General features: G+C 47.0%; 19 protein-coding genes. 6 read left to right on the top strand and 13 right to left on the bottom strand.

What is annotated here, in order from left to right; translation table 11 throughout:
• The first annotated feature begins 80 nt into the window (after window positions 1–80).
• Together NSQ41_RS10430 and NSQ41_RS10435 are read left to right on the top strand one after the other, a co-directional pair.
• Window positions 81–1,310, top strand: a complete 1,230-nt coding sequence (locus NSQ41_RS10430) for an IS110 family transposase (protein ID WP_027725928.1) — start codon at window positions 81–83, stop codon at window positions 1,308–1,310.
• A gap of 361 nt (window positions 1,311–1,671) precedes the next feature.
• The gene (locus tag NSQ41_RS10435; protein ID WP_339192832.1) at window positions 1,672–2,922 is read left to right on the top strand and encodes an IS4 family transposase; all 1,251 of its coding nucleotides are present in this window, start codon (window positions 1,672–1,674) and stop codon (window positions 2,920–2,922) included.
• Window positions 2,923–3,073: 151 nt separating this feature from the next.
• Here NSQ41_RS10435 and glpX read toward each other — a convergent pair whose 3' ends face one another.
• Window positions 3,074–3,976, bottom strand: coding sequence for a class II fructose-bisphosphatase (glpX, locus tag NSQ41_RS10440; RefSeq protein WP_339209881.1), 903 nt, complete (start codon window positions 3,974–3,976; stop codon window positions 3,074–3,076).
• 37 nt (window positions 3,977–4,013) lie between these two features.
• Window positions 4,014–4,487: a ribose 5-phosphate isomerase B gene (gene rpiB / locus NSQ41_RS10445; RefSeq protein WP_339209882.1), complete on the bottom strand. Its 474-nt coding sequence runs from the start codon at window positions 4,485–4,487 to the stop codon at window positions 4,014–4,016.
• Between the two features lie 286 nt (window positions 4,488–4,773).
• On the opposite strand from rpiB, the gene NSQ41_RS10450 reads away from it, so the two are divergent.
• Window positions 4,774–5,541: a DeoR/GlpR family DNA-binding transcription regulator gene (locus NSQ41_RS10450; protein WP_339209883.1), complete on the top strand. Its 768-nt coding sequence runs from the start codon at window positions 4,774–4,776 to the stop codon at window positions 5,539–5,541.
• Between the two features lie 179 nt (window positions 5,542–5,720).
• Here the strand turns inward: NSQ41_RS10450 and NSQ41_RS10455 are convergent, their stop codons facing one another.
• From NSQ41_RS10455 to erm, 8 genes are all read right to left on the bottom strand, one after another.
• Window positions 5,721–6,437 carry an ABC transporter ATP-binding protein gene (locus NSQ41_RS10455; protein WP_339209885.1) on the bottom strand — a complete coding sequence of 239 codons (717 nt, stop codon included), beginning with the start codon at window positions 6,435–6,437 and terminating at the stop codon, window positions 5,721–5,723.
• Window positions 6,438–6,442: 5 nt separating this feature from the next.
• On the bottom strand, window positions 6,443–7,372 hold the full coding sequence (locus NSQ41_RS10460; RefSeq protein ID WP_339209886.1) for a branched-chain amino acid ABC transporter permease: 930 nt from the start codon (window positions 7,370–7,372) through the stop codon (window positions 6,443–6,445).
• A 5-nt stretch (window positions 7,373–7,377) separates the two neighbouring features.
• The gene (locus NSQ41_RS10465; RefSeq protein WP_339209887.1) at window positions 7,378–8,478 is read right to left on the bottom strand and encodes an enolase C-terminal domain-like protein; all 1,101 of its coding nucleotides are present in this window, start codon (window positions 8,476–8,478) and stop codon (window positions 7,378–7,380) included.
• A gap of 20 nt (window positions 8,479–8,498) precedes the next feature.
• On the bottom strand, window positions 8,499–9,326 hold the full coding sequence (locus NSQ41_RS10470) for a nitrilase-related carbon-nitrogen hydrolase (RefSeq protein WP_339209888.1): 828 nt from the start codon (window positions 9,324–9,326) through the stop codon (window positions 8,499–8,501).
• 8 nt (window positions 9,327–9,334) lie between these two features.
• On the bottom strand, window positions 9,335–10,582 hold the full coding sequence (locus NSQ41_RS10475) for a M20 family metallo-hydrolase (RefSeq protein WP_339209889.1): 1,248 nt from the start codon (window positions 10,580–10,582) through the stop codon (window positions 9,335–9,337).
• Between the two features lie 9 nt (window positions 10,583–10,591).
• Complete coding sequence (locus NSQ41_RS10480; RefSeq protein ID WP_339209890.1) at window positions 10,592–11,482, bottom strand: MurR/RpiR family transcriptional regulator; 891 nt, start codon at window positions 11,480–11,482, stop codon at window positions 10,592–10,594.
• A gap of 235 nt (window positions 11,483–11,717) precedes the next feature.
• Complete coding sequence (gene ltrA, locus NSQ41_RS10485; protein ID WP_094245397.1) at window positions 11,718–12,977, bottom strand: group II intron reverse transcriptase/maturase; 1,260 nt, start codon at window positions 12,975–12,977, stop codon at window positions 11,718–11,720.
• A 627-nt stretch (window positions 12,978–13,604) separates the two neighbouring features.
• Entirely contained in the window at window positions 13,605–14,468 is an 864-nt protein-coding gene (gene erm / locus NSQ41_RS10490) for a 23S ribosomal RNA methyltransferase Erm (protein ID WP_339192904.1), read from the bottom strand.
• 734 nt (window positions 14,469–15,202) lie between these two features.
• Between erm and ltrA (NSQ41_RS10495) the strand changes: the two genes are divergently transcribed.
• Window positions 15,203–16,465, top strand: a complete 1,263-nt coding sequence (ltrA, locus tag NSQ41_RS10495) for a group II intron reverse transcriptase/maturase (protein WP_327848818.1) — start codon at window positions 15,203–15,205, stop codon at window positions 16,463–16,465.
• 463 nt (window positions 16,466–16,928) lie between these two features.
• Here ltrA (NSQ41_RS10495) and NSQ41_RS10500 read toward each other — a convergent pair whose 3' ends face one another.
• Both NSQ41_RS10500 and NSQ41_RS10505 read right to left on the bottom strand, forming a co-directional pair.
• Entirely contained in the window at window positions 16,929–17,282 is a 354-nt protein-coding gene (locus NSQ41_RS10500) for a VOC family protein (protein WP_339192905.1), read from the bottom strand.
• A 145-nt stretch (window positions 17,283–17,427) separates the two neighbouring features.
• Entirely contained in the window at window positions 17,428–17,985 is a 558-nt protein-coding gene (locus NSQ41_RS10505) for a cupin domain-containing protein (protein ID WP_339192906.1), read from the bottom strand.
• A 300-nt stretch (window positions 17,986–18,285) separates the two neighbouring features.
• Between NSQ41_RS10505 and NSQ41_RS10510 the strand changes: the two genes are divergently transcribed.
• Both NSQ41_RS10510 and NSQ41_RS10515 read left to right on the top strand, forming a co-directional pair.
• On the top strand, window positions 18,286–19,503 hold the full coding sequence (locus NSQ41_RS10510; protein WP_339192907.1) for an NAD(P)/FAD-dependent oxidoreductase: 1,218 nt from the start codon (window positions 18,286–18,288) through the stop codon (window positions 19,501–19,503).
• An 82-nt stretch (window positions 19,504–19,585) separates the two neighbouring features.
• Window positions 19,586–20,161, top strand: a complete 576-nt coding sequence (locus NSQ41_RS10515; RefSeq protein WP_339192908.1) for a PadR family transcriptional regulator — start codon at window positions 19,586–19,588, stop codon at window positions 20,159–20,161.
• 72 nt (window positions 20,162–20,233) lie between these two features.
• On the opposite strand, the gene NSQ41_RS10520 is transcribed toward NSQ41_RS10515, so the two are convergent.
• Window positions 20,234–20,581 (bottom strand): VOC family protein, encoded by a 348-nt coding sequence (locus NSQ41_RS10520; protein WP_339192909.1) that lies wholly within the window; start codon window positions 20,579–20,581, stop codon window positions 20,234–20,236.
• Between the last annotated feature and the right edge of the window lie 15 nt (window positions 20,582–20,596).

The following is a 20,596-nucleotide window of genomic DNA, read 5'->3' on the forward strand; positions in this document are numbered from 1 at the left end:
GGTGACTGGTCAACAGGCGCGATCCGGGGGCATCCCGAAGAGTCCTACCCCTCGATCCTACAACAATAGGAGGTGATCTCATGAAACTCTACGTCGGGATCGACGTGAGCTCACGCGACTTAGCCACCTGCATTATGGATCATGAAGGAAATACGTGCGCACGCTTCAAAGTGGATAATCATCTTCTGGGCGCCACCTTCCTTCGGGATCAAATCCTCCTGTGGGCTAACAAGCGAAAGCCAACCGAAATTCTGATCGGGATGGAAGCCACCTCGGTCTACAGTTGGCATCCAGCTATGTTTTTCCACCAGCAGGAGGCCTTGCAGGCTTGGAACGTCAAGGTGTTTACGATCAATCCAAAGCTCATTCGCAAGTTTAAAGAAGCCTATGTCGACTTGGAGAAAACGGATGACATCGATGCTTGGATCATTGCGGATCGGCTTCGCTTCGGCCGTCTGAAGATGACGGCTGTCCTCAAGGAGCAGTTTCTCGCGCTTCAGCGACTGACACGCATGCGATATCATCTCGTCCACCAGTTAACCCGTGAGAAACAGTATTTTCTCCAGCACTTGTTTTACAAATGCAGTTCCTTTACCCAAGAGGTGGACAGTTCGATCTTCGGACATGCCATTCTCGAACTGCTGCTTGAGTCGTGGAGCCTCGATGACATCTGCCAAATGGATGTCAAGCAGTTGGCCGACTTCCTGCGCCAAAAAGGGCGCAATCGCTTTGCCGATCCGGAATGCATCGCCAAGTCGATTCAAAAGGCGGCCCGTTCGTCGTATCGGTTGTCCAAGTGTGTCGAGGATTCCATCGACTTGCTGTTAGGGCTGTCGATTCAATCAATCCGCAGCCTGCAATCGCAGCTCAAAGAGCTCGATAAAGCCATTACCCGCCATCTTGAAGGCATTCCGAACACACTGCAAACCATCCCAGGCATCGGACCGGTTTATACCGCAGGCATCCTGGCCGAAATCGGGCAAATCGAGCGGTTTCACAACCAGGCCGCCTTGGCAAAATATGCCGGCTTGACATGGTCCAAGCACCAATCGGGCCGTTTTCAAGCCGAGGACACCTCCCTCATTCGTTCCGGCAATCGCTATCTCCGTTACTACCTAGTGGAGGCTGCCAACTCGGTGCAACGGCATGATGCGACGTTTCGTGCGTACTACCGGAAGAAGTATGAGGAAGTGCCCAAACACCAACATAAACGAGCCCTCGTCCTCACCGCTAGAAAACTCGTGCGTGTGATCGATGCGCTGCTACGCAACGGTCAAATCTACACGCCAAGAAAGGGGGAAGATCGATAAGAGGATCGATCTGGTATACCAATATCAACCTTTAGACCCAGTTTATTACATGTACCAATACTGGGTTTCTTCAGTATTGCCTTTTTTCGGATCATCGGACAAGGGAATTTCCAATTTCTATGATTTTTCACCTTGACATATTACCGCAGGACTTATACTGTTAGAGCTGCCTTTCTTGTGAAAAAATGCTCAGTTTCGGTATATCGCATTTTTTTATCTCTTCCCAGTAGCATTGCATTAAGTTAATTTTAATTTGTCAAGCCCAATTTTATGTTAAATTTCATCTTTTTGGATATAAAAAAACTCCTTATAATTAGGATTGGCAGTCCTATCCAAATCCTAAGAATAAGGAGAAACCATTATGGATAAGAATACCACAGAATCCACAATAAATGAACTATTTAAAGAGATCGATCCAATAACTTTTTCAAAACTAATTAATGTGATTGACGTTGACAAATACATTAAAAAATTAACGGCGTATAAGTTTTTACAACTTTGTATCATCGCTCAGTTAAACGAATTGGAAAGCTTAACAAAATTGGCCAAACATTTGAAAGACAAGGAAGAGTTGCAGACATATCTGGAATTTGATGCAATTAGTACTTCGCAACTTTCTCGCAAATTAGGCCAATTATCCCCTCAACTGTTTGAAAAAGTATTTAAATATCTGGTCTTAAAGATCCAAGGGCAAATGAAAAATGCCCCGATCATCCGAAACATTGGTCGTCTTCTGGTCATTGATTCTACCACGATGAGCATGAGTTTGAGCCAATATCCATGGGCAACTTTTCGTAAGACAAAGGCTGGTGTTCGACTCCATTTAAAGGTTGTTGTAACGAAGGATATCACTGTTCCGGATCAAGGGATTATCTTACCCGCGAAACATGCCGATCGCACACAGATGGACGAACTCATTGAAATCGATCCAAATGCGATTTACTTGTTTGATCGAGGGTATGTCGATTACAAACAGTTCGACCGCTTATGCCGAGAAGGGGTGCGATTCATTACCCGGCTTAAAAAGAACGCAGAGATTGAAGTTTTATCGGAACGGATTCCCAATCCAGAACGTTTGATTTATAGGGATCAGATTGTCATTTTAGGAAATGACCGTAATCATACCAAAATGACTCATCCTCTCCGATTGATCGAAACGGTCGACAGCGAAGGGAATCCCGTGATCATCATAACCAATTGCTTTGATCTTTCTGCGGAAGAGATTGCAGATTTATACCGATATCGCTGGAAGATAGAGACCTTCTTTAAATGGATGAAACAGCACCTTAAGATAAAAAGATTTTATGGAAAAAGTCAAAATGCCGTTTACAATCAAATTTGGATCGCCCTAATCACCTATTGCTTACAGGCCATGCTCCAATTAAAAGTGAATCACGATGGTCCTTTATTAGAGATCAAGCGAACTTTACAGAATCTGCTTTTTAAAGGTTTTGACTGTTTTGTTCGCTCCCTTTTTAAAAAGCCAATTCGAACGTCCAACGGTCGGAAAAAATACCATTGGGAAAAAGATTTTGAAACCATCGTGTACCAATTTGAAGAAGGGGAGGTGGAACACCTAGACGATTTAGTTTATGATCCAATGTTTCTGTAATATATTACCAAATTGTGGAAATGGACTGCCGATTAAGACGTCATTGTCCTTTTAAGCTTGCTTAGAAAGATTGTATGTCTGAATATTCAGTTACATGAAATAACTGGAATTTTTATTGAGCTTGACAAACATTAAATTTTTTTATGCAACGCTACTGATCTCTTCCGTTAATTAATAATGAATGAGTAATAAACTTATTTTTGTCTTGACGAATCCCTCTTATTAACATGTTGTTTGTAATACCCGTTGCAATAAAAAGACAATCATCAGCATTGACTAAATCGTTAAGGATAAGCGCTTGTTCAGGATCTGATAACCCCATTTTTTTACATCTCTCATACTCCTCTTTTGTTCTCGGCAGGAGTCTAGCCTGCATATCACCGCCTAAACTTTTTATACCGACAGCTGCCAAAACTCCTTCAGGAGCACCTCCAATGCCGATAAACATATCAATATTTAAATGTTCTACACATGTGGAAATCGCAGGAATAACATCACCTTCTTCAAATAAAAGTACCTTCCCACCAAGACTACGAATACTATCTATCATTCCTTGATGGCGTTCCCTCCCTTGAATAATGACTGTTAATTCATTTACTTGCTTTCCACTTGCTTCCGCTACAGCATATAAATTATCTTCCAATGATTGATTGATATCAATTATACCTTTTGCTCTAGGTCCGGTAGCGATTTTTTCCATATACATATCCGGAGCATTGAGCAAAGCGCCCTTAGGAGTCGCGGCGATAACGGCTATAGCGTCATTTTGACCATTTATGGTTGGAGTTGTGCCATCAATTGGATCGACGGCTAAATCAATTTCAGGACCGCTTCCATTACCGACCCGTTCTCCAATATAAAGCATTGGTGCTTCATCTATTTCACCTTCACCAATCACTACTGTACCGGACATGGGGATCTGATTTAACAAGGTACGCATTGATTCTGTTGCTGCTCTGTCCGCTTCCATCTTATTCCCGCTTCCAACCCATGCAAACGAAGCCAATGCCGCTGTTTCAGTCACATTTAAAAAATCGAACATTAATCGATGCACTGACGTCCACCCCTTTTTAAATAAAACAATGACATATTTAGCAACCACATGAACCGGCAATAGCTTGTTGACCTTGTTCGGTTAAAAATTGTTTTTCTTTCTTTACAATTTTATCTATCTTCCGTTGAGAGCCGCCTTGCCATTCAACGTTTAAGTAAGCGGATACAACTTTCTTTGCCACTTCCGGTCCAATAATTTGTGCACCCATTGTAAGAATTTGCGCATCGTTACTTACAGCGGAATAGACATCATGAGCTAATGCTGCACGGATACCCGGAAATTTATTCGCAGCAATACATACACCAATTCCTGTACCGCAAATAAGAATACCGCGTTCTATCTCCCCTTTGTTGACCCCTTCTGCCACTTTAAATGCAACGTCAGGATAATCAATTGCATCTATCGAATAACAGCCGTAATCTATAACCTCATGTCCTAATTCCTCTATAAAATTTTTTATTATTTCTTTTAATTCAAAACCATTATGATCACATCCGATTCCAATTTTCATATTTGTTTCCCCTTTCAAATTCATCTTAATTTTTTTATTTTTTACTATCCATTATCATTTTATTATATTTACTTTTTATTTTCAAGTTTTATTTTCGTTTATTTTCGTTTCGATAATATAAACAAAACTTTTTATTATTTTTAAATTTTTATTTACTTGCCATATTGCAAATAATCGTTTAAACTGATATAAGTATTATTATGGTTGTTTTTATTTGTTTTTAATTACTTTTACTTATTAATGAAACGTTATTGATACAATTTATGTAGGTTAGGAGGGATAAAAAATGAATAAATTATTTGCGACAGAAAGAAGACAGTTAATTTTAAATATATTACGGGAGAAAAAAAGAGTAACTGTTAAAGACTTAGCTAAATATGTAAACGTTTCCGAGGCGACATTACGGGCTGATTTAAACATATTAGAAGAAGAGGGGCTTTTAACTCGTACACATGGCGGTGCTGTTTTGAATGAAGATCTTCCTGCAAAAAAGAGTTTCTCTGAGAGGGAAAAGAAAAACCGAGAATCCAAAATTGCCATTGCTAAAAAGGCAATTGATTTAATTTCTCATAAAGATTGTATACTTCTTGATGCGAGTACAACATCTCTTGAATTAGCTCGGCTTTTACGTGGGTCAAACAAACATATTACAGTCGTAACAAACGGCCTTTCTCAAGTATTGGAACTAAAGGAGAACCCGGTAATTAATGTTATATTAATCGGCGGTATCGCAAGAATGGGATCCATGGCAATCGAAGGACTCCTTGGTAAAAGCGTGTTGGACAAAATTAATATTGATACATTGTTTACATCAGCTAGTGGTTTTACAGTTGAAGAGGGACTTACCGATTTTAATGTGTATGAAGTTGAATTAAAAAGAGTGATGGTTGAAAAGGCAAACAAAGTTGTTGCCCTATTGGATTCATCAAAAATCGGAACAAGTTCAATTGCAACCTTTGCTACTTGTGAGGAAATTGATACATTAATTACTGATCAAAATGTTTCAAGCGATTTATATAATCAGCTGATTAATTATAACATAAAAATTTTATAAAAATTTTTCAAAATAGAGGTGCATAATATTATTATTTTTGGCTGCATCTCTTTTTTATGTAAGAGTAAAATAATCCAACCTGTTTATCAGAGTAAGGATGTATTATTTGGATGTAAGGTTATTAAAAACACGACAATATAAGGCTACCACGTCTTTAACTTCATACAGAATCATGCTGTTTACCCCCCGAAATACGCTTCTACAACGACCGGGTCATTTTGCAGTTGTTTGGGCGTGCCTCTGGCGATAATCGCCCCCTGGCTTAATACGATGATGTCGTTCGTCAGTTGGTACAAGGTCGGCATGTCATGGCTAACCAACAGAATCGTCTTTCCTTGTTGATGAAGTTCCCGGATGCCGTTGACCATGACTTGCTTTAAGTTCGGGTGAACGCCGGCAAACGGTTCGTCCAGCAAAATAATATCCGGGTCGTTCATCAATGACCGGGCAAATTCCAGCAGCTTTTGCTGCCCCCCAGACAGTGCCTTGGCCAGCGAGTGCTCTCTCCCTCCCAAACCGACCCAACTGAGCAGTTTGCTTGCTTTTTCCTCCAACGCCGATCGTTTGTCATTCAAGTGCAGGACAGGCGTTAGCATGTTCTCCAAAATGGTGTTCTCCTGGAATATCTTGGGCACTTGGAAGGTTCGCGACAGGCCTTTGCGAATGATCTGGTAGGTTGGTTTGCCGAGAATGCTCTCTCCATTCAGGATAATGTCCCCTTTCTCTGGGACATAGACGCCAATCAGGCAGTTCAGGAAACTGGATTTCCCAGCCCCGTTTGGCCCAATAATGCCAAGCAGGCTTCCTTTGCTGATGTTTAGGCTGACCTGATTGACCGCGCGATGGCCGCCAAAACTTTTTTCAATGTTTCGGATGTCGAGGACGGAGTGTGTCATACGAATCACCTCAGAAATGACCGTGATCTTGGGAAGCGTTGGTGAATCGCGCCAACAATTCCCGCCGGCAAAAACATGACGAGCAACAGAAGAACCAAACCCAACAAGAATACGTCAAACGTCGGGAAATAAGCCCAGACGAAATCGTCGATATTGTAGAGAACCAACGTTCCGAGCACGGGCCCTACCACCGTGCCAAATCCGCCGAACATCCCGTACAGGATCGCTTTTGCCGTGATCATGACGTTGAAGCCCGTTTCGGGGTCGATAATTGCCGTGTACCAAGTGTCAATCGCCCCCGCCATCGCTGGAAAGATGGAGCAAATGACCCAAGCGTACAATTTCATGCGTGTCGTGTGGACACCGAGTACTTCCGCGCCAAATTGATCCTGCTTGATAGAACGAAGAGCAATGCCCAGCTTTGATTTCGTCACGAGAAATGCCACGACGACCGTGATGATCGAAAGCACGAGCATGCTGTAGAAGCTGGCTGTCGGGTTGTACACCGACGTGAGGCTGAACCCCGAGCTCCCTCCGCCGATCTCAGTGGGGAGATTGGAGATGATCGTTTTTAACGCGAGCGCACAGGAAAAGTTAACAATCGCAAAGTAAATCCCTTTCAGACGCAAGGTCGGGAAGAACAAAACCGCAAGCAGCACGCCCATCAATCCTGAGCAGAGAATGGATAAAAACGGGGATATGTGCAGCTTGGTCACGAGAAAGGCCGTTGTATACCCACCAATCCCATAGAAGGCGACAAAGCCGAACGGCAGATATCCGGTCAGTCCGTAAATGATGTTAAAAGACGATGCCATCGTGATCCAAAAGAGAACATAGAAGAGAAACGACACTTTGTAGTCATAGATCGGCACGAGGAGCAAAAGGCCAATCACTGCCGCAAGTAGCAGCCAAAGCAACATTTGATAACGTTTCATTTTGCTCAACTCCAACAATCGTATTCATCCAGTAGGCTGACGCCCAGCCCGTGTTGTTGCATTGCAGCTACATGACCATCGTCAATACAAACCGGCTCTTTTACGATATCGTACTCATGCAGGTAGTGGCCGATCGCCAAATCACTCGCATAGGTTACATTCGGCGTGCTGCAGGCAAAGTGGACGCTTGCCGCAGTGCCGACGGACAGCTCCAAGTTGCTGCCGACCGTGCAGGGGATTCCCGCCGCTTCTGCTACCGCGGCGATTTTCCGGGCGGGGAGCAGCCCCCCTACCTTCCCGATCTTGATATTGAACAGATCAGCCGCCCGCCTGCGCGCGATTTCCACCGCACTGTGCAAATAGAACAGGGATTCATCCGCCATCACCGGCGTGTCGAGTGCTTCCGCGATCCGGCACATGCCGTCCAGATCGTGGGCTTTAACCGGCTGCTCAATACTTTCGATATCAAATTTTTCCATTCTGCGGAGCACCTTGATCGCCTCGTCGAAACTGTACCCCTGGTTGGCGTCAATCCGGATGCGAATCTCTGTGCCAAACTCACTCCTCACCCGCGCAAGCACTTCCAGATCGCGCTCAGGCGACTTGCCAACCTTCAGTTTAAAAGTGGTGACGCCAAGTGCGAGAAACTGGCGGATCTCTTCGGAGACTGAGGAATAATCCTTGATTGAGGCGACCCAGGTGACTGGAGCCTTGCTGCGGTATAACCCGCCTAAATATTGATAAAGCGGAATTTGCAGCGCCTTGCCGATCGCATCGTGTACAGCGATGTCGACAGCCGACTTCGCCGAACCGTTGCCGTAAATGGCTTCGTTCATCTGCTGGTGAATCCGTTCCACGTCAAACAAATTGGTTCCGATCAGCCGCGGAGCCAGGTACTCGGTAATGACCAGTCCTACCTGCTTGGCTTCTTCCCCCATAAACCCTGGGGAGGGAGAGACTTCGCCGTACCCTACCACATCCCCCGCTTTGATCCGTACCAACAGATGTCTCCTTGTTCGGGCGGCGTAATACGATATCTGCCACTGATCTTTCAGTGGCACTTCCAGCACTTTGATTTCGACGCTCTCAATCGGCAGCTTGTCCATCGCCCTCATCCTCTCTGGTGCTATTCTAAGGTGCAAATTTCCCGATACATCTCTGGCCGGTAATCGCGGTACATGTGCAACAGGTTGCGCATCTCTTCCACCTGTGCCAAATCCAACTCGGCCGTAATGGTTTCTTCTTGATCGCCCGCGGCCTGAAGAATCTCTCCGCTGGGTGCGACGATGAGACTTTTTCCGAAGAAAGTCACGTCGTTTTCCGTCCCGACCCGGTTGGATGTGACGACGAAACAACCATTTTCATAAGCCCGGATGACATGCTGGGCTTCCCAAATGGCGGGAAAATTGGCGTAATTTCCGGCAGCGTTGGCGATAAAGAGCACATCTGCGCCTTTCAACGCAAGCACCCGGGCCGCTTCCGGGAACAGGCGATCCTGACAGATCAGGCAGCCGAATTTCCCCCATTCCGTATCAAACACCGGAAAGTCGTACCCCGGTCGAAAGTAGAATTTTTCGATGGAACGAACAGCAGGAATGTGCACTTTCCGGTATCTGCCGGCGATCTGTCCGGTTCGGTCAATATAGAGCATGGTGTTGTAGTAACGACTGCCCGCCTTTTCAAAATAGGGCAGCAAAATCGCTGATTGGTGCTCCTTGGCGATGCTGCAAAAACGGGCAATGCTGGGACTGTCTTCAGCAATAGCGTACGCAAAGTATTCCGGATTTCGGGAAGCAGGAAAGTACTCCGTGGAAAACAGCTCCGGCAGCAAAATCATTTCGCTCCCATTTCGCGCGGTCTGCCGCACAAGCTCAAGCGCCTTTTCCTCATTCGCTGCTTGATTTCCCACCTCCACCGCATATTGGACAACCGCAACCTGCACCTTTCGCGCCATGTTAATCGTCAGCTCCTCTCCATGGATTGATCGATGCGTAATACCGTTTCGAAGATCATGTCCGTTGCCGTTGCAATATCACGGATGTCCGTATACTCTTCCGGACAGTGACTTTTTCCGTCCTTGCTGGGCACAAAGACCATGCCCGCTTTTGTCACCGAAGCAAGGTGGGTAGCATCGTGACCGGCAAAACTGGACAACATCATATACGACAGTTTTTTTTGCTCACAAACGTTCTGCATGTGGCTGATGACGTCCGGGTCCATCGGCACCGGATCTTGGTCCAGCATATTGGTAATGACCGCATCCACACCCCGCCGCTCCTTGAGCTCGCTCAGTTTCCGGTGGATTTCATCCCGTGTCTGATAGATTTTTTCTTTGCTTCCTGCACGCAGCTCGACGACCAACTCAGTTTGGCCGGGAATGATGTTGACGGCGTTGGGGAAAATGTCCATTTGCCCCACTGTGCCAACGATGCCGTTTTTTCGGCATGTCTGGTCAATAAAGGTGATCAGATCTGCGGCAGCAACCAGCGCATCTTTGCGGTCTTCCATCATCGTTGTGCCTGCGTGGTTTAATTCGCCAATGATTTTGATATGATCCCGATAAATTCCCACAATGTCGGTCACAATGGCAATCGGTACGCCGCTCTTAACCATTCTCATCCCCTGTTCGATATGCAATTCGATAAAGCAGGTGTACGCTCCCGGCGCAACGGAGTACCCCTCCTTCATCGCCTCCAAGTCGCCGCCGACTCGCAGCACAGCGTCCTTGAGCGCATCTTGGTTCCTGCCCACAACATCGATTAAGTGCTCATAGCGCAGTTTCCCGGTAAGCGTGCGGCTGCCGAGCGTCGACAAACCGTAGGGATTCGGTTCCTCCGCCGTAAAGCTGACCAACTCGATCGGGTGGTTCGTCTCAATCTGGTGCTCGTCCAGCATCTCAATGATTTCCAGCGCCACCAGCACCCCCAGCATGCCGTCGTACTTTCCACCGTTTGGGACCGAATCAATGTGTGATCCCAGCAAAATCGACGGCTTTGCATCGTATTTCCCTTTGCGCTTGGCAAAAATGTTGCCGATCGGATCGACCGTCACCTGCAGCTGTCGCTCCTGCAACAGCTGAATCAACGTTTGGCGCGCCTCTACATCAGCGAGGCTGAACGAAGGACGGTCTACCCCACCCCGCTCGTTTTGCCCAATCTTTCCAAAATCCTCAATCCGTTGCAGGATGCGGCTTGGGTTACATGTGATCATCTACAATCGTTACCCCTTTTTGAAGAAGATTTGTTTTCGCTGCGATACTTTTTCAAAGCTGTCCAGCATCTCCCGGGTACGGTCGAGATCAACCCGGCCGATCATGTCCAACAGGAGACTGAGCATGCAGAAGCTGGTGACGTACGAATCAAACAACATCGACATGCTCATCGGCGTCACAATCGTGCACTCCGTAATGCCCCAGTTCTCCAGGGTGTAACTGTCGGTGATGGTAAAATAGGAGAACTTTTCCTGCTTGAGAAACTGGATTACTTCGATGATCTCCCGCGGGTAGCGGGGAAACGCGAACGCAATGACCAGCGACGAATCCCGGTCCAGCTTGTGCAGGATGTCGTATACTTCACTGCCCCCGTTCGTGCATACCCGAACATCGGGGTGAATTTTCCGCAAGAAAAAGTGAAAGTACAACGCGAGCGGACTGCCGGTCCGGAACCCAAGTATACAGATCGTTTTCGCTTTTGCGATCTGCTGAGCAATGCGATTTAACTTTTCTTCCGTGTTTTCTTCCAGGAGTTTCGTCAGATTTTCAATCTCACGGTTGACCAAAATCTCCATATTGGAATGCTTTTTTCCAGAGGAAATTTGATAGCGATCCACGCCGGTAATCTCATTTCGGACGATCTCCTGGATCACTTTCATGAAATGGGAAAAACTTTGAAAACCTAAGGTGTTCGTGACAAACCGCGTCACCGTCGGCTGGCTGACCCCCACGTTCTCCGCTAATTCCGAAGCCGTCATAAACACGATCGAGTTCTGATGGGTCAAAATATACTCGGCGATGCGCCGATTGTTGGCCGTTGACTTTTCCGAGTGCAGCACCTCGTGCAACTTTTCCCTTAACGCCAATCCAATCCGTTCTGTTTGCATATTTACATTCATTTCCCCTACGAATGAATATTTACATACATTTTTCTTTCTCCTCATTATAGTTAAAGAAGTTCGATTTGTCTATAAAATTATTAACTTTTTTCTGATGCCCTTGCGTCCTTGGCCGGTATTTCATGACGATGCTGCACCCCGCTTGGTCTGGGAGGGCAAAAATCGAGTAGGAGGGGGTGACTAACCCCCGACCTCTCACACCACCGTACGTACCGTTCGGTATACGGCGGTTCAATTAAGTATGACGTAGTGCTTGATATCTTTCGAATAGACTTCTTAACCCTCGACGCTTCCAATAGGAGTTGTCGAGGGTTTTGTGTAGGATGGGACTGCAGGCAATCCGCCAATATTTCTTGCGTGTATTGCCCCATTCGAATGCTTTATGGCTTGGAACTTCTAATCCTCTGAGTTTCCGAATTCTTGTTTTCGGGGTTTTCCATTCTTTCCACAAACACATCCGAAGCCTTCGTCTAATCCATTCATCAAATTCTTTGAACTTACTTGGTGTTTCTGCCAAGGCAAAATATCCGCACCATCCCATTAAATACTTATTCAGTTTCTCAATCCTTTTCTCCATTGGATACGGTTTCGACCTTGATGTAATTTCACGGATCTTGTTCTTCAAACGTTTCACACTTTCGTTCGCAATCCGTACCTTTGGAGTCTTATTGAGTGTGAAGCTGAAACCGAGAAACTTCCGTTTCCAAGGACGGTCTACCGCCGATTTCTCTTTATTTACCTTGAGCTTTAACTCCTTCTCTATAAAGTTCGTAATGGAGTTCATGACACGAATTCCTGCTTTCTTTGTTTTCACATAGATGTTACAGTCATCCGCATACCGAACAAACTTATGTCCACGTTTCTCAAGCTCTTTATCCAATTCATGAAGCATGATGTTTGATAAAAGTGGACTAAGCGGGCCGCCTTGAGGCGTTCCCATGTCCGTTTCCATTACCACTCCATTGATCATCACGCCTGATTGAAGATACCGGCGAATTACCTTCAGTAGAATTCGATCTTTGATCGTTTTCGCCAAGATCCCCATCAGTTTGTCGTGATTCACCTTGTCAAAGAATTTCTCTAGGTCTATATCGACTACCCAACGATATCCTTCTTTGATATAACCCTTTGCTTCCCTAACCGCATCATGTCCCCTTCTACCTGGTCGGAAACCATAGCTATGGTTCGAGAAGGTCGGATCAAAGATTTTCGTCAACACTTGGGCAATCGCTTGTTGGATGAAACGATCCGTCACGGTAGGGATCCCTAGAAGTCTTACTCCACCGTTCGGTTTCGGGATTTCGACTCGACGGACGGGTAAGGGCTTGTAGGTTCCTTCTCTCAACGACTGTCGAATGGAGTCCCAATTTTCGTAGAGGTGTCTTCGTAGGTCTTTTACGGACATGCCATCTACTCCGTGACCTCCTTTATTCTGTTCGACTCGTTTCAGTGCCGCCAGGAGATTTTCCCGTGACAAAATCATTTCCATCAACATTGATATCCTCTCCACGTGAACGAATTCTTCTATTTGTGCCATCTTCTGCTCCACCCTCTTGAAGTCCCCCGTGGGATTCACCACTTCCTCCTTCAAGTAAGTCCTATCGGATTGTCTGCTTCCACACAGAAGGTGAACGCCTAGCGATTCGTTCTCCTTAATTGTTCAGTCCTTCCTCTTCCATCTCGAGCTTGAAAGAGTACTATGACTTCTGCTGACTTCTGACTGTTCAGTTATCTATCACTAGATAGGTTACCAAGGTTACTTGGCGTGCCAGCCAGATCTCCCCGGGTAAGTACATGCACTTTCACACCATCTATCCGCCTCATTTACTCGATATGACCTTCGACAGAAAGAGCTTTGTTTTGTTTCGCAAACTCACTCAATCATACCTAGCCTTATATGAGGTTCGTGTTCCTCGGACCGGTGTTTTGCCTCCAGCTTCCTTCAGATTCCGCGTCACCACGGACACCCTTGCTCTTGGCTAACCTCTACTTCTGTCTTCGGGGTTCGGGACTTACACCCTATAGTTCATGTACATGCCGGGCGCACGAAAAAGGCTGCAAGAACGTACCTTTCTTGCAGCTCACAACCTTTTTTCTGGACGCGATTTATGGCTGAAGTTACTCAAAGATAGTCCCGTTTTTCTTTTTTCACCTTTGGCCATTTGCATCTTGGAACATGCTGTACCATCGTTTCAAAGATGATTCCCCATTGCAACTCTGATAAACACGCAACGGGAACGTCTTGTTTCATCCCAAGCTTTCTTTTTAAATATGCGATTTGCGGTGGCGTGAAGACACCGCGTAGCGCCCAATCGACAGAAGCGTGCGGTTCCTTCAGCACATAATCCGCCAGTCCCCGAAACGTGACATAATCTTTTATGGGAATAATCGGGGTCGCTTTTCTCTTTATCGTGATGATTGCCGAGTCCACTTTCGGCGGGGGAGAGAAGTGGTATCGGGAAATTTCCTTCACGAAGTTTATGTCAAAATACATCCTCCAAGCCGCAACATAACTGTCTTTCACAAACTTCGCTGTAAAGCGTTTAGCCGCTCCTTTTTCTATCACAAGAACCCCTCTTTGAAAGCCGGTTGAAGGTTTGTTCAGGAGCATTTTCATGATCGGCGTTGTAATGGAATACGGAATACTGGATACCACAATAAATTTTCCCTTGGGCAGACGCATTTGCAAAATGTCTTGTTGAATAATGGTGAGGTTGGGATATGGCATCGCTTTTTGTCTGAGAAATGCAACCCATTTGGCGTCATACTCTACAGCCAGCACTTTTCCCGCTCGTTCGGACAAAGGGAATGTTAACGCGCCTTTTCCAGCTCCTAATTCTACAACCGTCTCGTGCTCTTCAATGTTTGCTTTGTCGATAATTTCACGGATTACCTTTTTTTCATACATGAAATGCTGCCCCAAAAAATTGGGCGGTTCTCCACTGGTGAATCTTTTCTTATGCTGCTTTTGAATTTTACGAGGCATGGGATCTCTTCCTTTCCCAAAAAAATCACAAGCTCCTGCTTGTGAATCGGAGCAAAGGAAGATATAGCCTTACACGAGTAGATCTCATGCCACGAAAAGAATCGATCAACCAGTCAGGTATACTGGTATCAAGCCATGCAGAAAAATAGGACAAAAAAAGCAGCCCAAGCTGCTTTTTTTCATATGTGCGCCCGGCATGGGTGTAATCTCTAGGGTGAAAGTCCCGAGCCACGAAGGCAGAAGTAGTGGTTAGCCTAACGCAAGGGTGTCCGTGGTGACGCGGAATCTGAAGGAAGCGAGCGGCGAACTTCCGGTCTGAGGAACACGAACTTCATATAAGGCTAGGTATCATTGGATGAGTTTGCATAACAAAACAAAGTCCTTTCTGCCAAAGGTGATATAGAGTAAATGAAGCAGATAGATGGAAGGAAAGATTACACTCTTACCCGGGGAGGTCTGATGGATATGTGAAGTACCCTTCATAACCTACTTAGTGATAAGTAGCTGAACCATCAGAAGTCAGCAGAGGTCATAGTACGGATTGGTCTAGAACAATTCGGAAGGACCGAACAATTAAGAGAGAATAGCCCTTTGCATTCAGTGCGTCATGTTGAACACAGAAAACGTAGTACCTCACTTGAGGGAGGAAGCGGTGAATCCCGCAGGGGTCCTCTTGGAGGGTGGAGTGAGCACTGGCATAAGAAGACCAGCTATTCACGGAAGGAAGAATAACGATGCTCTTGAAACGAATCCTGTCACGGGAGAATATGCTTTTAGCTTTACAAAGAGTAGAAAAGAATAAAGGTAGCCATGGAGTAGATATGATGCCCGTACAAAACCTACGTCAGCACATAGTCGAAAACTGGATATCCATTAAAGAAGCCATTCTCAAGGGTACCTATGAACCAATGCCTGTCCGACGAGTCGAAATCCCGAAACCCGATGGCGGTGTTCGGTTATTAGGTATTCCAACCGTGACAGACCGTTTGATTCAACAAGCAATAGCCCAAGTACTATCCAGGATATATGACCCTATGTTCTCCGAACATAGTTATGGGTTTCGTCCAAATCGAAGTGCCCATGACGCAGTAAGGAAAGCAAAAGGTTATATCAGGGATGGTTATAGATGGGTAGTGGACATGGATTTAGAAAAGTTCTTCGATCGAGTGAATCATGACAGGCTGATGAACACATTAGCCAAGACGATTAAAGAAAAGCCACTATTGAAGCTAATCCGCAAATATCTACAAGCTGGTGTCATGATTAATGGTGTGGTTTCAAGTACAGAACAAGGGACGCCGCAAGGTGGCCCTCTAAGCCCTCTACTTTCGAATATTGCACTAGATGAACTAGACAAAGAATTAGAGAAAAGAGGACATAAGTTTGTTCGTTATGCCGATGATTGCAATATTTATGTGAAGTCGAAACGAGCTGGGGAACGAACAATGGCTAGTGTTCAACGATTTATTGAGGGGAAACTACGTCTAAAGGTCAACGAGAAAAAATCGGCGGTTGACCGACCATGGAAACGGAAGTTTCTTGGATTTAGTTTTACATCTTCAGAAGAGCCAAAAGTTCGAATCGCCAGAGAGAGTATAAAACGAATGAAGAAAAAGGTACGAGAAATTACATCAAGAAAGATGCCATACCCAATGGAATATCGAATTGAGAAATTGAATCAATATTTAATTGGTTGGTGTGGATATTTTGCATTAGCAGACACAAAGAGTATCTTTGGAAAATTAGATAGCTGGATACGACGAAGACTCCGGATGTGTTTATGGAAAAGCTGGAAAAAGCCAAAAACCAGAATACGCAACCTCATAAAGTTAGGAGTTCCTAGCTGGAAAGCCTATGAATGGGGGAACAGTCGTAAAGGTTACTGGCGAATTTCAAAAAGTCCCATATTACACAAAACCCTTGGAAACCCCTATTGGAGTAACCAAGGGCTTAAAAGTCTACAAAAACGTTATGAATTCTTGCGTCATCTATCTTAATTGAACCGCCGTATACGGAACCGTACGTACGGTGGTGTGAGAGGACGGGGGTTAATCTCCCCCTCCTACTCGATTGCATCAATATCGATTCGCTTGAGAAATTATGAAAAAAGGGCAGACTTCTCCCGTTTGCTCCGCCTACACAAGCAGAGCCTTTGAACGTATGAAATTACTCGTTCAAAGCTGGGTAACGAAGTCTGGCAGAATACACGTTTCATAAGCCTCCTTTGCGGAATGCATGGATTCGCCGTGATTATAGCATCACGGATCACCCACTTCAGAATAACACAAAATCAACAGCAGTCCAAGCCACCCGGCGGCTTCAGATGCATGACACGATTTGTCACAATCGTAATCCGATCATCCTCCGCAGCACCATTCCTCGGTTTTTTTGAATGTATTTGGCTCACTCGTCTGTTCCAAGTTATCGGAGGACAAGCGAAGCAGCAGCAAACGCTTTGCCTCACGAATGTTCAACGTACTCCACAATCGTTCCGTCCGGATGTTGCACCGTCATGTTCCGCCCGGTCGGAACTTGCGCCGGTTCCTTTAAAATAACCGCGCCGCTGTTTTCCAAAAACGTTTTGAACTCATCCAGCGAGTCAACCAAAAACGTCGTGGACGTTTGTCGAAAGGGAGCCAAATCCTCTTCTTTGCCGCTGATGAGCAAGATGTCGCCAATGGAGGCCAATTCCAAACCAACTTCCGGCATGGCAAAGCGCCTGTTCAGAGGCTCGCCGGTCAATTTTTGATAATAGTCAATCGCAGCGGAAAGGTCATGTACGTAAATTCTGACCATCTTTTTCAGTATACGCATCTTCGCTCTCCTCTCCTTAAAACTTCCGCATAATACATATTTCGACAAAAGGAGTGGTAAATCCTTCATTTCCCATCGGAGTGAGAGCGTTACGGTGTGTACGCGAAGATGTCGCGCTTTAGCCGGCACCCGGACACGCTAACTGTCACCGATAAGCGGCCATTGCTTCCGCTTTTGTGCGGTGGATTGTGCCAAACGGATGTTCAGGCGGAGCATAAATGGCGTACAGTTTCAACGGAACATTACCGGTATTGCGCACATTATGCCACGTCCCCGCGGGGATCATGATCGCATCATCGTCAGACACCCTACGTGTAAACGTGAGCCGATCTCTCTGCGGCCCCATTTGCACCAGTCCCTGTCCTTCTTCAATACGGATAAACTGATCGACATTGGGATGCACTTCCAGACCGATATCGCCCCCCACCTCGATGCTCATCAACGTCACCTGCAGATGATTTCCGGTCCATAAGGCGGTTCGATAATTTCGATTTTGCTCGGCGGCTCGCTCAATATTGACGACAAACGGTTGCCCGCCGTAATCTCTCAGTTCGATTTGCGGGTATTGGACAGGCCGCAAATTGCCAGGATAAGCGCCGCCATACAGGTTCTCGTCTCCCCAGTCCGAAGGCGGAGCCCAGTAACAGGGGGTGGGATAGTACCACTGCAAACCGTAATACGGATACACGTAATACGGGTTCATGTTCGTGTTCACCTCTGCCATTGAAGTGTTGGAATCTGCAGGCATTGTATGTGTTTGCCCAGCTATGCGTGACAAGGAAAAGCCAAGAACAACCCACTGCCTTTTGGTTTCAAGGAAAAATGCGATTTCATAATAGTCTAAGTAAACTATTCTAATCAGACTAAGGTCGGATGGCTTTCCCCGTCTTCGTGCCGTTTTTGCATCATGCCTTCCCTCTAAAATGAAGAGGAGCAATGCGACAATCCAAAAATTGGCTGAAAACGAAAGACATTGATGCAAGGAAAGGGGGAACGTGACGGAATGAAAGGAATGAGCGTTTTGAGAAAAGCTAAGCGCGCCGTGATCATCGGCTGCGGAATTGCCGGACCCGCTACTGCGCTCTTCTTGCAACGGGCGGGGATTGAAGCGGAGATTTACGAAGCGTCCGAACTGGGCGAAGCGGAAACCGGACTGTTTTTAAACGTAGCCCGCAACGGCATGCGCATCTTGCAAGAACTGGGACTGGACGATGAGGTGCGCAGGTTGGGAATCGAAATGTATACACTGCGCATGATGAACAGCAATGGAAAACTGCTCGGCACGGTGGGACCGAAAACGGGCGAGCCACAAGGCTACACGCTCAAACGACAGGAGCTGCACCATGTGCTTCGCGAGGCAGCGCAGCGCAACGGAATTCCCATCACGTTTGGAAAACGATTGCAGTCGCTGGAAACCAACGCGACGGAGGGAGCCGTCACCGCGCATTTTACAGACAGCAGCACAGCGACCGGTGATTTTATCGTCGGCTGCGACGGGATCCATTCGCGAACACGGAAATGCATCCTGCCCGATGCACCCCCGCCGACGTATACCGGTCTGATCAGCTTCGGCGGTTACCTGCACAAGGATCAGGTGCCGCATGTTCCCGGCGCACAGCATCTCATCTTTGGCAAAAAAGCGTTTTTCGGCTACCTCGTCCATCGGTCTGGCGAGGTATACTGGTTCGGCAACCTCGATTATCCGGGGCTCCCGACGCGCCGAGAGCTGATGTCCATTCCGCAAAACGTGTGGCGAGAAAAAATAGAAGCGTTGTACAAAGACGATGTGTCCCCCGTTCCGGACATTGTGCGTGAAACTCCCGGCGACATTTTGTTTTACCCAATCTACGACATGCCGCCGCTCCCCCGTTGGCACGTCAACCGTATCGTACTGGTGGGAGACGCCGTGCATGCGACGTCCCCCAATGCCGGGCAAGGCGCGTCGCTCGCCTTGGAGGATGCGATGGTACTGGCCAAGTGTGTCCGGGACATCCCCGATCTCGACGAAGCGTTTCACCGCTACCGGGAACTGCGCAAAGAACGGGTGGAGCGGATTGTGCGGTATTCGCGGCAGCTCGGCAGCCGGAAGCATGCGACCCATCCTGTGCAAGTGTTTTTCCGCGATTTGCTGCTGCCGTTCTTTTTGCGGCAAGCGAGCAAGCAGTCGTTCGCGTGGCTGTACGATTACCACATCGATTGGAAGCAGACGGTGTCCAACTGACGCTACCGTTCGCTTCCCACCGCACACGATCTAGATCGGCGATTCCGTCGCGTATATGATAAAGACAGAGGAGGAATCGCACGTGGCTCAACGAAAACCGACGAATCTGCTGGCGCTCGCCGTACTATCCCTGCTGAACGAAAAGCCGATGCACCCGTACGAAATCGGGGCGACGATGCGTCAGCGCAAGCTATCCGATGTGATTAAACTGAATACCGGCTCCCTCTATGCGGTAGTGGAGTCCCTGTTGCGCGGCGGTTGGATTGAGCCGATTGCCACGGAGCGGGAAGGGCGCCATCCGGAACGGACGATATATGCGCCTACGGAAGCGGGAAAAGAGCTGTTCTTCACCTGGCTTCGCTCGCTGATCCGCACCCCGGCGAAAGAATACCCGCAGTTTGCTGCCGGACTAGCCTTTCTCGGACACCTCGCGCCGGATGAGGTGATACAGCTGCTGGAGGAACGCCGCAGACAGCTTGCCAATCAAATCAGCGAAACGCGCGCTGCCCAAAACGCCGCTGCGGAAGCTGGCGTGGACCGGCTGTTCCTGATCGAAACGGAATACACGCTGGCCATGCTGGAAGCCGAACACAACTGGGTAGCAGCGATTATCGAGGAAATCCGCGCCGGAACCCTGACCAAACATTGGAGGACGTGAGCAGGACCGCGTCGTTCGCCGTCCGCTCACGTCCTCTCCTGTTCTGGTGTTTCGCGAACCTCTGGTGCGCGTTTATCCTTTAACAAACCCCAGCTCGTTGCCATCCAAATCACGGATGGTAAACTTTTTGGACCCCCAAGGCGTGTCGAACAGTTCTTCCACTACGTCCACGTTATCCTTCAACCGCTCCCACAAGCCTTCCACATCCTCGACGTTAAAATTAAACCGCCCGTGGGAAGGTACGTTGGGATCTTCCATGATCGAAAAGATCGCACCTTCTCCTAATTCAAACTGCGCGTAATTCGGTTTCTCGGGAGGCCATGTGTCCGTAACCTTGAACCCCAGCACATCCTCATACCATTTGACTGCGCGCTGCAAATCGGAAACGTTGATTCTGACATGGGTTAACCGTGTTTTCATCCAACTTCCTCCCTC

The sequence above is a fragment of the Aeribacillus sp. FSL K6-8210 genome (assembly GCF_037963925.1).
GTDB lineage: Bacteria > Bacillota > Bacilli > Bacillales > Aeribacillaceae > Aeribacillus > Aeribacillus composti.

What these genes read in the sequence shown, in the direction of transcription:
- NSQ41_RS10430 (WP_027725928.1), top strand. Translation starts at nt 81, where the DNA reads ATGAAACTCTACGTCGGGATCGACGTGAGCTCACGCGACTTAGCCACC.
- NSQ41_RS10435 (WP_339192832.1), top strand. Translation starts at nt 1,672, where the DNA reads ATGGATAAGAATACCACAGAATCCACAATAAATGAACTATTTAAAGAG.
- rpiB (WP_339209882.1), bottom strand. Translation starts at nt 4,487, where the DNA reads ATGAAAATTGGAATCGGATGTGATCATAATGGTTTTGAATTAAAAGAA.
- NSQ41_RS10450 (WP_339209883.1), top strand. Translation starts at nt 4,774, where the DNA reads ATGAATAAATTATTTGCGACAGAAAGAAGACAGTTAATTTTAAATATA.
- NSQ41_RS10455 (WP_339209885.1), bottom strand. Translation starts at nt 6,437, where the DNA reads ATGACACACTCCGTCCTCGACATCCGAAACATTGAAAAAAGTTTTGGC.
- NSQ41_RS10460 (WP_339209886.1), bottom strand. Translation starts at nt 7,372, where the DNA reads ATGAAACGTTATCAAATGTTGCTTTGGCTGCTACTTGCGGCAGTGATT.
- NSQ41_RS10465 (WP_339209887.1), bottom strand. Translation starts at nt 8,478, where the DNA reads ATGGACAAGCTGCCGATTGAGAGCGTCGAAATCAAAGTGCTGGAAGTG.
- NSQ41_RS10470 (WP_339209888.1), bottom strand. Translation starts at nt 9,326, where the DNA reads ATGGCGCGAAAGGTGCAGGTTGCGGTTGTCCAATATGCGGTGGAGGTG.
- NSQ41_RS10475 (WP_339209889.1), bottom strand. Translation starts at nt 10,582, where the DNA reads ATGATCACATGTAACCCAAGCCGCATCCTGCAACGGATTGAGGATTTT.
- NSQ41_RS10480 (WP_339209890.1), bottom strand. Translation starts at nt 11,482, where the DNA reads ATGAATGTAAATATGCAAACAGAACGGATTGGATTGGCGTTAAGGGAA.
- ltrA (WP_094245397.1), bottom strand. Translation starts at nt 12,977, where the DNA reads ATGTTGATGGAAATGATTTTGTCACGGGAAAATCTCCTGGCGGCACTG.
- erm (WP_339192904.1), bottom strand. Translation starts at nt 14,468, where the DNA reads ATGCCTCGTAAAATTCAAAAGCAGCATAAGAAAAGATTCACCAGTGGA.
- ltrA (WP_327848818.1), top strand. Translation starts at nt 15,203, where the DNA reads ATGCTCTTGAAACGAATCCTGTCACGGGAGAATATGCTTTTAGCTTTA.
- NSQ41_RS10500 (WP_339192905.1), bottom strand. Translation starts at nt 17,282, where the DNA reads ATGCGTATACTGAAAAAGATGGTCAGAATTTACGTACATGACCTTTCC.
- NSQ41_RS10505 (WP_339192906.1), bottom strand. Translation starts at nt 17,985, where the DNA reads ATGAACCCGTATTACGTGTATCCGTATTACGGTTTGCAGTGGTACTAT.
- NSQ41_RS10510 (WP_339192907.1), top strand. Translation starts at nt 18,286, where the DNA reads ATGAAAGGAATGAGCGTTTTGAGAAAAGCTAAGCGCGCCGTGATCATC.
- NSQ41_RS10520 (WP_339192909.1), bottom strand. Translation starts at nt 20,581, where the DNA reads ATGAAAACACGGTTAACCCATGTCAGAATCAACGTTTCCGATTTGCAG.